We start from the raw sequence: 13,788 nt of genomic DNA on the forward strand, positions 1-13,788 counted from the left end.
TTCAGGGCCGGGTCCGCTGGACGCCCTGGCCGCGCCGGGTCAGCCAGAGCACGCCGGCCGCGCCGGAGAGCAGCACGGTGGCGCCGAGGGTGCCGAGCGCGAGGGCGGAGTCGGCGGGGCCGGTCTGCGGGAGGGTGTCGGGGGCGGGCTCCTGCTCCGCGCCGGCGGCGGCCGTCACGTCGAGTTCCAGGGACGGCCCGGGGCTGTTGCCGGGGGTGCAGGTGGTGGTGGTGCCCATCGCCTTGATGGTGAGCACACCGGCGGTGAAGGTGACCTTGCCGCTCTTCTTCGGGGTGTAGCTGCCCGAGAGGTCGGAGATCTTGATGGGGGTGTCGGCGGGGACGGCCTCGGAGTTCGCGGGGCCGGTGACGGGTACCGACACCTTCTCGGCGCCGTCGGCCTGCAGGACGGCGCTGGGGTTCATCGCCCCCTTGCCGAGTTCGATGGGGCTGGAGGAAACGCCCTTCTGGAAGGACATCGTCAGCTTGTAGCCGTCCCCGTCCGCGACGGCCTTGACGTCGATGGGCGAGACCGCCGACTTGTCCCCGATGGGGGTCTGGCAGTCGTACGCGACGTCGACCACGTCGGCGTGGGCCGCGGGGGCGGTCGCCAGCAGGGCGGCCGCCGAACCGGCCAGGGCGCAGAGCAGGGCGGGGACCGGTGCGGGCGTGGTGGAGCGTTTCCGGTTGGACACCTTCGTCTTCCCCTCGGACCACATGTTACTGACGGAACATCAGATCGGTGGCTCAAGGTACGCCCGGGTCCTTATGGAGGGAAGACAAAGGACGAGGGTGTTCAAGCGGGTCGCCGCGCCGGTTCTCGGGCGGTGCGGCGACCCGTCCCTCAGGCGGCGCGGACGCCCCGCTGCCAGACGGCGGAGACCAGCGGGACGCCGGGCCGGTAGGCGAGGTGGACGTGGCTGGGGGCCTCCAGCAGGGCCAGGTCGGCGCGGGCGCCGGGGGCCAGGACTCCGATGTCGGTGCGGCGCAGGGCGCGCGCGCCGCCGGCGGTGGCCGACCAGAGAGCCTCGTCGGGGGTCATCCGCATGTCCCGGACGGCGAGCGCGATGCAGAACGGCATGGAACTCGTGTACGAGGAGCCGGGGTTGCAGTCGGTGGACAGGGCGACGGTGGCGCCCGCGTCGATGAGTCGGCGGGCGTCGGGCCACTGGGCGCGGGTGGAGAACTCGGCTCCGGGGAGCAGCGTCGCGACAGTGCTCGCGCTCTGGGCCAGGGCGTCGACGTCGGCGTCGGTGAGGTGGGTGCAGTGGTCGGCGGAAGCGGCTTCGAGCTCGACGGCGAGCTGGACGCCGGGGCCGTGGGAGAGCTGGTTGGCGTGGATGCGCGGGATGAGCCCGGCGGCGGCGCCGGCGGTGAGGATCGCGCGGGCCTGGTCGCCGTCGAAGGCGCCCTTCTCACAGAAGACGTCGACCCAGCGGGCGTGCGGGGCGCAGGCCGTGAGCATGTCGCCGGTGACGAGGTCGACGTAGGCCGCCGGGTCGTCGGCGTAGTCGGGGGAGACGATGTGCGCGCCGAGGTAGGTGACCTCTTCGGTGTGCGCGGCGGCGATGCGCAGGGCGCGGGCCTCGTCCTCGACGGTGAGGCCGTAGCCGGACTTGGTCTCGAAGGTGGTGGTGCCCTGGCGGCGGGCCTCTTCGAGGTGGCGCAGCAGGTTGGCTTCGAGGGCGGCGTCGCTGGCCGCGCGGGTGGCGGCGACCGTGGTGCGGATGCCGCCCGCCGAGTAGGCGCGGCCCGACATCCGGGCGTTGAACTCGGCGGTGCGGTCGCCCGCGAAGACGAGGTGGGAGTGGGAGTCCACGAAGCCGGGGATCACGGCCCGGCCGGCGGCGTCGAAGGCGTTGTCGGTGGCGGGTGCTTTGCTGGATTCACCGACCCAGGCGATGCGGTCGCCGTCGATGACGACCGCCGCGTCCTGGATCAGTCCGAGGGGGGAAGCGTCACCGAGGGAGGGGTCGTTCGTGACCAGGTTGGCGATGTTGGTGATGACCGTGGTGCTCATGGTGTTCAGGGGCTCCTTCAGCCGCGTACGGCCGCGATCGACTCGGCGAGGGCTGCGGGGACGTCCGGGACCAGGGTGTGCACCCCGTCCCGTACGAGGTGACGACCGCCCACGACCGTGTGGCGCACGTCCGCCGCGGAGGCGGCGAATACGGCCGTCTCGGCGCCCAGTCGGGGCAGCGGGCCCGCGGTCCTGACGGAGTCCAGGGCGATCGTGGTGAAGTCGGCGAGGGCGCCCCGCTCCAGGCGGCCCGCGTCGGGCAGGCCGAGGGCGGCGTGACCGTCGGCGGTGGCGGCGGTGAGCAGGGCGTTCGCCGTCCAGTGGCCGCGGGTCCGGCTGCTCAGGCGCTCGTTCAGCTCCATCGCCCGGGCCTCTTCGAGCAGGTCGATCACCGCGTGGCTGTCGCTGCCGAGGGAGAGGGGACTGCCCGCCTGCTGGAGCCGGCGGGCGGGACCGATGCCGTCGGCGAGGTCGCGTTCGGTGGTGGGGCACATGCAGGTGCCGGTGCCGGTGCCGCCGAGGAGGCCGATGTCGAGGTCGGTGAGGTGCGTGTTGTGGACGCCGGTGGTGCGGGCGCCGAGCACGCCGTGTTCGGCGAGGAGCTCGGTCGGGGTGCAGCCGTGGGCGGCCTGGCAGGCCTCGTTCTCGGCGGTCTGCTCGGAGAGGTGGACGTGCAGCGGGGCCTGCTGTTCGTCGGCCCAGCGGGCCACGGTGGCGAGCTGGCCGACGGGGACGGCGCGGACCGAGTGGACGGCGGCGCCGATCAGGGCGTGCTCGCGGGGGCGCAGGGCGCTGACGCGTTCCGCCCAGGCGTCGGCGGTGCCGTCGGAGAAACGGCGCTGGTGGGCGCTCGGTTCCTGGCCGAAGCCGGCGGAGAGGTAGGCGGTGTCCAGGAGGGTGATCCGGATGCCCGCGGCGGCCGCCGCCTCGATCAGGGCCTCGCCCATGGCGTTCGGGTCGGCGTAGGGGGTACCGCCGGGCGCGTGGTGGAGGTAGTGGAACTCGCCGACGTTGGTGATGCCGGCCAGCGCCATCTCCGCGTACACCGCCCGCGCCAGTGCGAAGTACGTGTCGGGGGTGAGGTTTTGGGCGACCTGGTACATGAACTCGCGCCAGGTCCAGAAGGTGCCGCTGCCGACCTGGACGAGGGAGCGCAGGGCCCGGTGGAAAGCGTGGCTGTGCGCGTTGGCCAGGCCGGGGAGGGTGAGGCCCCGCAGCGCCTCCGCGGCGCGCGGCGGGGCGTGGACGCCGGTGGCCAGTCCGGCGATCCGGCCGTCCTCGGACACCTCCAGGGCGACGCCTGGCTCGACATGGGTGCCGAGCCAGGCGTGTTCCAGCCAGTACGTCTTCAACGGCACGCGAGACCTTCCAGTACGTCGGCGAGGGCGAGGACTCCGGCGGTGCAGTCGTCCTCGGCGGCGAACTCCCGCGGCGAGTGGGAGACGCCGGTGGGGTTGCGTACGAACAGCATCGCGGTCGGGACGGCGGCGGAGAGGATTCCGGCGTCGTGTCCCGCCCCGGTGCCGAGGACGGGGACGGCCCCGCCCAGGATCCGGTTCAGTTCGTCGCGCAGCGCGTGCTCGAACTCCACGACCGGGGTGAAGGACTCCCGGACCACGGCCAGGTCGATGCCGTCCTGCTCGGCGCGTTCGTGGGCGGCCTTCTCGATGGCGGTGACGACCGTGTCGAGGGTGGCCTGGTCGGCGGCGCGGGAGTCGAGCCAGCCCCGTACGAGTGAGGGGATGGCGTTGACCCCGTTGGGCTCCACCGCGATCTTGCCGAAGGTGGCGACGGCCCCGGCGAGGGCCGCCTCGGTGCGGGCGGCCAGGACGGTCGCCGCGTACGTGAGCATCGGGTCGCGCCGGTCCACGAGACGGGTGGTGCCGGCGTGGTTGGCCTCTCCGCGGAAGTCGAAGCGCCAGCGCCCGTGCGGCCAGATCGCGGAGGCGATGCCGACACGGTCGCCGGACAGGTCCAGCGCCCTGCCCTGTTCGACGTGCAGCTCGACGAAGGCGCCGATCCGGGCGAGGCGCTCGGGGTCGGCCCCGATCGCGTCGGGGTCGTATCCGGCGGCTTCCATGGCCCGGGGCAGGCTCACGCCGTCCCCGTCGCGGAGCTCGTACGCCTTCTCCTTGGTCAGCTGCCCCGCGGTGAGCCGGGAGCCGACGCAGGCCAGACCGAAGCGGGCCCCTTCCTCGTCGCCGAAGTTGGTGATGGCCAGCGGCCTGGAGAACTCCGCACCCCTGTGGCGGAGTTCGTCCAGGGCCGCGAAGGAGGACACCACGCCGAGGGGGCCGTCGAAGGCGCCGCCGTCGGGGACGGAGTCCAGGTGTGAGCCGGTGACGACGGCGTCCCCCGCGAGGGGGTCGCCGAGCCAGGCCCACTGGTTGCCGTTGCGGTCGGTCTCGTACGTGAGCCCGCGGGCCAGCGCCTGCTCCTGGAACCAGGTCCGGCAGTCGGCGTCCGCGCCGGTCCACGCGTACCGGCGGTACCCGCCCGTGTCCGCGTGCCGGCCGATCGGGGCGAGCTCGTTCCACATGCTGTGGAAGGAACGGGCGCCGCCGGGCGCCGCCGGGGCCGGGGCTCCGGCGGCGCCGTGGTCGGGGGTGTGCGAGGTCACGCGTCGTCGCCCTCGCGCATCGGGACGCGCACGCCGCGCTCGTCCGCCACCGTCTCGGCGATGTCATAGCCGGCGTCGACGTGGCGGATGACACCCATGCCGGGGTCGTTGGTCAGGACGCGGCGGATCTTCTCGCCGGCGAGCTTCGTGCCGTCGGCGACGGAGACCTGGCCCGCGTGGATCGAGCGGCCCATGCCGACGCCGCCGCCGTGGTGGATGGAGACCCAGGAGGCGCCGGAGGCGACGTTGACCATGGCGTTGAGCAGCGGCCAGTCGGCGATCGCGTCGGAGCCGTCGAGCATGGCCTCGGTCTCGCGGTACGGGGAGGCGACCGAACCGCAGTCGAGGTGGTCGCGGCCGATGGCGAGCGGGGCGGCCAGCTCACCGGAGGCGACCATGTCGTTGAAGCGCTCGCCGGCCTTGTCGCGCTCGCCGTAGCCGAGCCAGCAGATCCGCGCGGGCAGGCCCTGGAAGTGGACGCGCTCGCCGGCCATCTTGATCCAGCGGTGCAGGGACTCGTTCTCCGGGAAGAGTTCGAGCATGGCCTTGTCGGTCTTGTGGATGTCCGAGGCCTCGCCGGACAGCGCCGCCCAGCGGAAGGGGCCCTTGCCCTCGCAGAAGAGGGGCCGGATGTAGGCGGGGACGAAGCCGGGGAAGGCGAAGGCGCGGCCGTAGCCGGCCAGCTGGGCCTCGCCGCGGATGGAGTTGCCGTAGTCGAAGACCTCGGCGCCGGCGTCCATGAAGCCGACCATGGCCTCGACGTGCTTGGCCATGGACTCGCGGGCGCGGGTGGTGAAGCCCGCCGGGTCCTTGGCCGCGTAGTCCGCCATGTCCTCGAAGGCGACGCCGGTCGGCAGGTAGGCGAGCGGGTCGTGGGCGGAGGTCTGGTCCGTCACGATGTCGATCGGGGCGCCCTCGGCGAGCATCTGCGGCAGCAGGTCCGCGGCGTTGCCGAGCAGGCCGATGGAGAGCGGCTTGCGGGCGTCGCGCGCCTCGACCGCGAGCTGGAGCGCGTGCCGCAGGTCGTCGGCCTTCACGTCCAGGTAGCGGTGCTCGATGCGCCGCTCGATGGCGCGCGGGTCGACGTCGATGCAGATCGCGACGCCGTCGTTCATCGTCACGGCGAGCGGCTGGGCGCCGCCCATGCCGCCGAGGCCGGCGGTGAGGGTGATGGTGCCGGCCAGCGTCCCGTTGAACTTCTTGGCGGCGACGGCGGCGAAGGTCTCGTAGGTGCCCTGGAGGATGCCCTGGGTGCCGATGTAGATCCAGGAGCCGGCGGTCATCTGCCCGTACATGGTCAGGCCGAGGTGCTCCAGGCGGCGGAACTCCTCCCAGTTGGCCCAGTCGCCGACCAGGTTTGAGTTGGCGAGCAGGACGCGCGGCGCCCACTCGTGGGTCTGCATCACGCCGACCGGGCGGCCGGACTGGACGAGCATCGTCTCGTCCTGCTTCAGCGTGCGCAGGGTGCGGACCATCGCGTCGTACGAGCGCCAGTCGCGTGCGGCCTTGCCGGTGCCGCCGTAGACGACGAGCTTGTCGGGGTGCTCGGCGACCTCGGGGTCGAGGTTGTTCTGCAGCATCCGCAGGGCGGCCTCCTGCTGCCATCCCAGGGCGCTGAGCTCGGTGCCTCGCGCGGCACGTACGGGGCGGGGTCCTGACATGGCGGTGCCTCCTCCGATGTTGGTCAATCCATTCACATCCTCGCTGCATGAATAGATCCAGTCAACAGCTGCGGGCCATCGCGCCGGATGATGGGATGGCGGGCATGGCTTCCGACAGGACAGCGGACGGATCATCGGGCCCGGCGACCGACGAAGAGGGGCGGGCCGCCGCCCGCCGGCGCGACCTGGCCGTCAAGGCCGCCGTGGCACAGGGCCTGGTGGGCGCGGCGGAGACGGCCGAGCCGCTGGTCTGCCTCCTGGACACGGCTGGGATCCGCGCCTCCGCCAAGGCTCTGACCAGCGCGTTCGCCTCGGCGCTCGCACCGGGCACCCCCGTCCTGCACGCCTTCGCGGTGAAGGCCGCCCCACTGGTGCCGGTGCTGCGGCTGCTCGCGGACGAGGGGATCGGCTGCGAGGTGGCCAGCCCCGGGGAGCTGGCGCTGGCCCGGGCGGCCGGGGTGGCACCGGAGGCCACCGTCCTGGACTCCCCCGCGAAGACGGTGGCGGAGCTGCGGGAGGCCCTTGACCTCGGGATCGCCGTCAACGTGGACAGCCGGCAGGAGCTGGAGCGGCTGGACGCCCTGGTGTCCGCGGCTCCGCCCCGCTCGCCGGTCGGCGTGCGGGTCAACCCGCAGACGGGCGCCGGCACCATCGACGCCCTCTCGACGGCGACGGCCACCTCCAAGTTCGGCGTGCCGCTGCGCGACCCCGGGGCCCGGGCCTGGCTGGTGGAGGCCTGCCTGGCCCGGCCGTGGCTGACCCGGCTGCACGCCCACTCCGGGTCACAGGGCGTGCCGTTGCCCCTGATCGCACAGGGCGTACGGGAACTGCACGCACTGGCGGAGGAGATCAACGCCGCCGCCGGACGGCGCCAGGTCGACACCCTCGACATCGGCGGCGGGCTCCCGGTCAACTTCGCCTCCGATGCCACCGCCCCGACGTACGCGCAGTACGTGGAGGCCCTGCGGGAAGCCGTCCCGGCCCTGTTCGACGGCGGCTACGGCCTGGTCACCGAGTTCGGGCGGTCCCTGCTGGCCAAGCACGGGCTGATCGTGGCGCGGGTCGAGTACACGAAGGCGACGGGCGGCCGCCGCATCGCGGTGACCCACGCGGGGGTGCAGCTGGCCACCCGCACGGTGTACGCCCCGGCGTCCTGGCCGCTGCGGATCCTCCCGTACGACGCCAAGGGCTCCCCGCTGACCGGCCCGCCGCTCGCCCAGGACGTCGCGGGCCCGGCCTGCTTCGCGGGAGACCTGCTCGCGACGGCCCGGGAGCTGCCGGAACTGTCGCCGGGCGACCTGATCGGGGTCCCGGACACCGGCGCCTACTTCTTCACCGCCCACTACGGCTACAACAGCCTCCCCCGCCCGGCGATCCACGGCTTCGCCCTGACCGCCCCCGACGAGGTCCACTTCACCCTGGCCCGGCCGGCCCAGCCCCTGACCTCGATCGTCGAAGAATCCGGGGCGGCCCAACGGGACGCGCTGCTGTGACGGGAGGCGGGGCGGAAGCGGGGTCGGGGGCGGGGTCGGTGCCCCGCTCCCCTCACTCCACGAACAGCCCCCGCGATGCCGCACGCGTGTCGAAGGCTTCGAGGCGGGACTGGGCATCGGGGAGGGCGTCGGCCATGGCCTCCAGGAGGACGCGGCCCAGCAGCATCGGGGCGCACGCGGTGTCGAAGGCCAGGCCCGTGCCCACGGGCGCCGGGATCAGGAGGTCCGAGTGGCGCGCCACCGGGGCGAAGGCGGAGTCGGCGACCGTCACCACGGTCAGCCCGGCCGCCCGCCCGTGGTCCAGGGCCTCGACCACCTCCCGCGGATGCCGGGGCAGCGCGAAGCAGAGCATCGCCGAGGCCCCGGCCGCCACCGCCGCGTCGATCCGGTCGGCGAGCATCGAGCCGCCCTCGTCGAGCAGCCGTACGTCCGGATGGACCTTGGCGGCGAAGTACGCGAAGCCCCTGGCCTGCGAGGACGCCGCACGCAAGCCCAGCACCGGCAGCGGGCGGGACCCGGCGAGCAGCCGGCCCGCCTCCTGGACGGGCGCCGGGTCGGCGAGCATGGCCGAGAGCCTGCGGAGGTTCTCGATCTCCCCCTGGACGGCCTGCTGGTACTCGTTGTACGGGTCCTCCCCGCCCCCCTCCGGCCGCTCGGCCGGGGCCACCTCGCGCAGGTGGCGGCGGAGCGCCGGGTACCCGTCGAAGCCGAGTGCCACCGCGAAGCGGGTCACCGACGGCTGGCTGACCCCGGCCAGCTCCGCGAGCTCCACGCTCGACAGGAAGGGCACTTCCGCGGCGCCCCGCACCATGCAGTGCGCGATCCGCCGCTGGGTCGGCGTCAGCCGGTGCCCCTCGAACAGCTTCTGCAGCCTGGCGGCCGGGCTGTCGCTCATCCCGTCGCCTCCGTCCCCGTCGTGCCGGTGAATATTCAGTCACCGAGCACTCTGCATGTGGTTATGCAGGACGGCAAGCCGCGGGCCGCTCCGCGAGACGGGGGCTAGCCCCAGTGCCGAGGCGCGCGGGAGTTCATACGGTGGGCGCATGGAGCGCCAGGAGCTGAAGAAGGAACTCGACGCCACGTTGGACGCGCGCCGCGAGCTGGGGCCGGAGTACGAGGCCGCACTGGTGGACTCGTTCGTCGACAAGATCCACACGCAGGTCAGACGCCGGCTGGCGGAGGACCGGCTGGCGACGGCCCGTGGGGACGGCCCCTCCGGGTCTTCGGCGGACGTCGGCGGGTTCGGTGAACGGTTCGGCTTCGCCGTCATCACGCTCGTGCTGGCAGTCCCCCTGACGGCCATCGCCGCCGCCCAGGCCCACCTGACGGGACTGCTGGTCGCCTGGGCGGGCGTCGTGGCGGTGAACTTCACCCACGCCGCCAAGCGCCTCCCGCGCCGCGAGCCCGGCGACCGCCCGGCCTGAGCCTGAGCCGGAGCCGGAGCCGGAGGAGCCGAACCGAGCGGAGCACCGACGGACGGGCGCGGGGACCGCCGCACCCCCGGTTGCCCGGGGGGCGGGACGACGGCGGTCCCCGCGCAGGACACGGGCCGGGTCAGGGCCGTCCGCGTCCGTGGCGTTCACGCGGTCCGGGAGCCGCTCCGGAGGTACGTCAACGCCGTTCCGTGGTGTCGGTCGGGGCCTGCGCCGCTCCCCGCCGACAACCACCACTGTGCCGGAGCCGTGTTAAGCCGGTGCTGCCGTCACGTGTCGGGCCCGTACCGATCGGGCGACAGGCCGACGGACCGCGGGCCGACCCGCCGACGGGCCCGGCCGCCGGCCGACGGTCGCGACCCACCCGCCGGCGGACCCGCGACCGCACGCCCGGCTGCCCGGCCAACAGCCCGGGCAGCGGCCGGACCGGCCTACTTCCCCGACTTCGCGAGGAACGCGAGCAGGTCCTGGCGGCTGACGACACCCGTCGGCTTGCCCTCGACCAGCACGATCGCCGCGTCCGCCTCGCCCAGTACCGCCATCAGCTCGGCCACCGGCTCGCCCGAGCCGACCTGCGGCAGCGGCGCGCTCATGTGCTTCTCCAGCGGGTCGCCCAGCGAGGCCCGCTGCCCGAACAGAGCCGCCAGCAGTTCCTTCTCCACGACGGAACCGATGACCTCGGCCGCCATCACGTCCGGGTGACCGGCGCCCGGCTTGACGATCGGCATCTGCGAGACGCCGTACTCGCGCAGCACCTCGATGGCCTCGCCGACCGTCTCCTCGGGGTGCATGTGGACCAGGGACGGCATGGCGCCCTCCTTGTCCGCGAGCACGTCACCGATGCGCGCCGACGGTCCGGCCTCCTCCAGGAAGCCGTGACCCGCCATCCACTCGTCGCTGAAGATCTTGCTGAGGTAGCCGCGGCCGCTGTCCGGCAGCAGGACGACGACCACGTCGTCCGGGCCGAGCCCCTCGGCGGCCTTCAGCGCCGCGACGACCGCCATGCCGCAGGAGCCGCCGACGAGCAGGCCCTCCTCCTTGGCGAGGCGGCGGGTCATCTGGAAGGAGTCCTTGTCGGACACCGCGATGATCTCGTCCGTCACGTTCGGGTCGTAAGCGGTCGGCCAGAAGTCCTCGCCGACGCCCTCTACCAGGTAAGGACGCCCGGAGCCGCCCGAGTACACGGAGCCCTCCGGGTCGGCGCCGATGACCTTGACCTTGCCGCCGGACACCTCCTTGAGGTAGTTGCCCGTACCCGAAATCGTGCCGCCGGTGCCGACGCCCGCGACGAAGTGGGTGATCTTCCCCTCCGTCTGCTCCCACAGCTCGGGACCGGTGGTCTCGTAGTGCGAACGGGGGTTGTTCGGGTTGCTGTACTGGTCGGGCTTCCAGGCGCCGGGCTCGCGCGCGAGGCGGTCGGACACGTTGTAGTACGAGTCCGGGTGCTCGGGGTCGACGGCGGTCGGGCAGACCACGACCTCGGCGCCGTACGCGCGCATGACGTTGATCTTGTCCATGGACACCTTGTCAGGGCAGACGAAGATGCACTTGTAGCCCTTCTGCTGGGCCACGATGGCGAGTCCTACGCCGGTGTTGCCGCTGGTCGGCTCCACGATGGTGCCGCCGGGCTTGAGGGCACCGCTCTGCTCGGCGGCCTCGATCATCCGGACGGCGATCCGGTCCTTCACGGATCCACCGGGATTGAAGTACTCGACCTTCGCAAGGACGGTGGCCTGCAGGCCTTCGGTCACACGGTTGAGCTTCACCAGCGGGGTGTTGCCGACGAGGCTGATCATCGAGTCGTGGAATTGCACCATGTTCTCCAAGGAGGGGACTCCACGGGTTCTCCGGGAGGTCCGGCCAGAGTATGCGGAAAGGGATTGGCTGACCGGCTCTACGGGGCAGGAAGGTCATCGGGACCGGCAGGAAAGCGAGGTGCCCAGGGGTGTCCAGGGCGAGGACGGCCCGCCGGATCGCGGCGGGCGCGGCGTACGGAGGAGGCGGGCTCGGGCTGCTCGGAGTCGCCGCGGTGGGTCTTGTGCTGGCGGAGGTCCAGTTCGCCAAGCGCACGGTGGGCACCGGCCTGCCCGATCCGCCCCGCGCCGACGGCGTGTACGGGAGCGAGTTCGGTGGTCCCGAGCTTAGTCCCGGTCCGCTGCGGCTGGGCATGCTCGGCGACTCCACGGCCGCCGGTCTCGGGGTCCGGCGGGCGCGGCAGACGCCGGGCGCCCTGCTGGCCTCGGGCCTGGCGGCGGTGGCCGAGCGGCCGGTCGAGCTGCGCAACGTGGCCCTGTCGGGAGCGATGTCGGACGACCTCGACCGTCAGGTGGCCCTGCTCCTGGACGGCGACGCCCCGGCCCCGGACGTATGCGTGATCATGATCGGCGCGAACGACGTGACCCGCCGGATGCCGCCCACCCAGTCGGTCCGCCTGCTCACCGCGGCGGTACGCAGGCTGCGGCTCGCGGGCGCCGAGGTCGTCGTCGGCACCTGCCCCGACCTGGGCACCATCGAACCGGTCTACCAGCCGCTGCGCATGCTGGCCCGCCGCGCCTCGCGCCAGCTGGCGGCCGCCCAGACGATCGGCGTGGTCGCGCTGGGCGGCCGTACGGTGTCGATGGGGGACCTGCTGGGGCCGGAGTTCGCGGCGAACCCGCGCGAGATGTTCGGCCCGGACTCCTACCACCCGTCGGCGGAGGGGTACGCGACCGCCGCCATGGCCGTCCTGCCGACCCTGTGCGCCGCGCTGGGGCTGTGGCCCGGGTCCGACCGCCTCGACGTGTCCCGGGACGAGGACCTGCTGCCGGTGGCGAAGGCCGCCTCCGCCGCGGCGGGCGAGGCGGGCACCGAGGTCACGCCGGCCCGCGGGCCGTGGGCCCTGCTCAAGCACCGGCGGCGCCGGCGGGTCCCCGGGTCCGAGCCCATCGGCCAGCCGGCGGAGACGGGCGGGCCGGACGGAGCCACCGGGACGACAGGCGCCACGGGAGCCACCGGACCCACCGGACCCACCGGAGCCACCGGAGCCACCGAGAGCACGGGCGACGCCCCGGCCACCAGGCCCTGATCCCCCCCGGGCCGGGCCCCTGGTCCAGCCCTGTCCCGACCCCGCGTCCAGCCGTGTCCCGGCCGCCGCGAGGGATGCTGGAGGCACGGCCGCCCTCCGGGGTCCCGGGGCCGCCCCGCGCCGGTGCGGTCCTCATCACACCGCGAGGCCGGTGACCTCGACGGTACGGGCCGGTAACTTCACTTGCTGGTCCGGTACGAGCCGCAACGCACCCCCCTTGGAGCCCCGATGCCCGAAGCAGTCATCGTTTCCACCGCCCGCTCGCCCATCGGGCGCGCCTTCAAGGGATCCCTCAAGGACGTCCGCCCGGACGACCTGACCGCGACGATCATCCAGGCCGCCCTCGCCAAGGTCCCCGAGCTGGACCCGCGCGACATCGACGACCTGATGCTGGGTTGCGGCCTCCCGGGCGGCGAGCAGGGCCACAACCTGGGCCGCATCGTGGCCGTGCAGATGGGCATGGACCACCTGCCCGGCTGCACGATCACCCGTTACTGTTCCTCCTCCCTCCAGACCTCCCGCATGGCCCTGCACGCCATCAAGGCGGGCGAGGGCGACGTCTTCATCTCGGCGGGCGTCGAGATGGTCTCCCGCTCGGTGAAGGGCTCCTCCGACGGCCTGCCGGACACCCACAACCCGCTCTTCGCCGACGCCGAGGCCCGTACCGCCGCGGTGGCGCAGAGCGAGGGCGCGTCCTGGCACGACCCCCGCGAGGACGGCCTGATCCCGGACGCGTACATCGCGATGGGGCAGACCGCCGAGAACCTGGCCCGGCTCAAGGGCGTGACCCGCCAGGACATGGACGAGTTCGGCGTGCGCTCGCAGAACCTCGCCGAGGAAGCCATCAAGAACGGGTTCTGGGCGCGCGAGATCACCCCGGTCACGACCCCGGACGGCACGGTCGTCTCCACGGACGACGGCCCGCGCGCCGGCGTCACCCTGGAGGGCGTCCAGGGCCTCAAGCCCGTCTTCCGCCCCGACGGCCTGGTGACGGCCGCCAACTGCTGCCCGCTCAACGACGGCGCCGCCGCGCTGGTCATCATGAGCGACACGAAGGCGCGCGAGCTGGGCCTGACCCCGCTGGCCCGGATCGTCTCCACCGGCGTGACCGGCCTGTCCCCCGAGATCATGGGCCTGGGCCCGGTCGAGGCCTCCAAGCAGGCCCTCAAGCGGGCCGGCCTGACGGTCGGCGACATCGACCTCTTCGAGATCAACGAGGCGTTCGCCGCCCAGGTCATCCCGTCCTACCGGGACCTGGAGATCCCGCTGGAGAAGCTGAACGTCAACGGCGGGGCCATCGCCGTCGGTCACCCGTTCGGGATGACCGGTGCGCGCATCACCGGCACGCTGATCAACAGCCTCCAGTTCCACGACAAGCAGTTCGGCCTCGAAACGATGTGCGTCGGGGGCGGCCAGGGCATGGCCATGGTCATCGAGCGGCTGAGCTGAGCCGTAGCGGAGGGTAGGGGCGCCCCGAGGAACGAGGGACGCACCTGCC

General features: G+C 73.2%; 11 protein-coding genes. 4 read left to right on the plus strand and 7 right to left on the minus strand.

Annotated features, from left to right (window positions below):
• Window position 1: 1 nt before the first annotated feature.
• The 5 genes from IE207_RS30935 to hutU all read right to left on the minus strand — a co-directional run bounded on the left by IE207_RS30935 (window position 2) and on the right by hutU (window position 6,300).
• Window positions 2-694, minus strand: coding sequence for an LPXTG cell wall anchor domain-containing protein (locus IE207_RS30935; protein WP_190187664.1), 693 nt, complete (start codon window positions 692-694; stop codon window positions 2-4).
• 149 nt (window positions 695-843) lie between these two features.
• Entirely contained in the window at window positions 844-2,019 is a 1,176-nt protein-coding gene (gene hutI, locus IE207_RS30940; protein WP_190187654.1) for an imidazolonepropionase, read from the minus strand.
• 17 nt (window positions 2,020-2,036) lie between these two features.
• On the minus strand, window positions 2,037-3,377 hold the full coding sequence (locus tag IE207_RS30945; RefSeq protein WP_190187655.1) for a formimidoylglutamate deiminase: 1,341 nt from the start codon (window positions 3,375-3,377) through the stop codon (window positions 2,037-2,039).
• Window positions 3,368-4,558 carry an allantoate amidohydrolase gene (locus tag IE207_RS30950; RefSeq protein ID WP_190187665.1) on the minus strand — a complete coding sequence of 397 codons (1,191 nt, stop codon included), beginning with the start codon at window positions 4,556-4,558 and terminating at the stop codon, window positions 3,368-3,370. Before IE207_RS30950 ends, IE207_RS30945 begins: the two co-directional genes overlap by 10 nt.
• A 77-nt stretch (window positions 4,559-4,635) precedes the next feature.
• Window positions 4,636-6,300, minus strand: coding sequence for a urocanate hydratase (gene hutU, locus IE207_RS30955; RefSeq protein ID WP_190187656.1), 1,665 nt, complete (start codon window positions 6,298-6,300; stop codon window positions 4,636-4,638).
• A 95-nt stretch (window positions 6,301-6,395) separates the two neighbouring features.
• On the opposite strand from hutU, the gene IE207_RS30960 reads away from it, so the two are divergent.
• Window positions 6,396-7,793, plus strand: coding sequence for a type III PLP-dependent enzyme domain-containing protein (locus IE207_RS30960; RefSeq protein ID WP_373304798.1), 1,398 nt, complete (start codon window positions 6,396-6,398; stop codon window positions 7,791-7,793).
• Window positions 7,794-7,845: 52 nt separating this feature from the next.
• Here the strand turns inward: IE207_RS30960 and IE207_RS30965 are convergent, their stop codons facing one another.
• Entirely contained in the window at window positions 7,846-8,688 is an 843-nt protein-coding gene (locus tag IE207_RS30965) for a MurR/RpiR family transcriptional regulator (RefSeq protein WP_190187658.1), read from the minus strand.
• 148 nt (window positions 8,689-8,836) lie between these two features.
• Here IE207_RS30965 and IE207_RS30970 point away from each other — a divergent pair, with 148 nt between their 5' ends.
• Complete coding sequence (locus IE207_RS30970) at window positions 8,837-9,217, plus strand: hypothetical protein (protein WP_190187659.1); 381 nt, start codon at window positions 8,837-8,839, stop codon at window positions 9,215-9,217.
• A gap of 440 nt (window positions 9,218-9,657) precedes the next feature.
• Here IE207_RS30970 and IE207_RS30975 read toward each other — a convergent pair whose 3' ends face one another.
• The gene (locus IE207_RS30975) at window positions 9,658-11,040 is read right to left on the minus strand and encodes a cystathionine beta-synthase (RefSeq protein WP_190187666.1); all 1,383 of its coding nucleotides are present in this window, start codon (window positions 11,038-11,040) and stop codon (window positions 9,658-9,660) included.
• 131 nt (window positions 11,041-11,171) lie between these two features.
• Here IE207_RS30975 and IE207_RS30980 point away from each other — a divergent pair, with 131 nt between their 5' ends.
• Both IE207_RS30980 and IE207_RS30985 read left to right on the plus strand, forming a co-directional pair.
• Window positions 11,172-12,290, plus strand: a complete 1,119-nt coding sequence (locus tag IE207_RS30980) for an SGNH/GDSL hydrolase family protein (RefSeq protein ID WP_229874171.1) — start codon at window positions 11,172-11,174, stop codon at window positions 12,288-12,290.
• A gap of 228 nt (window positions 12,291-12,518) precedes the next feature.
• Window positions 12,519-13,739: an acetyl-CoA C-acetyltransferase gene (locus IE207_RS30985; protein ID WP_190187660.1), complete on the plus strand. Its 1,221-nt coding sequence runs from the start codon at window positions 12,519-12,521 to the stop codon at window positions 13,737-13,739.
• Window positions 13,740-13,788 lie beyond the last annotated feature (49 nt).

Source organism: Streptomyces cirratus, assembly GCF_014650775.1.
Taxonomy (GTDB): domain Bacteria; phylum Actinomycetota; class Actinomycetes; order Streptomycetales; family Streptomycetaceae; genus Streptomyces; species Streptomyces cirratus.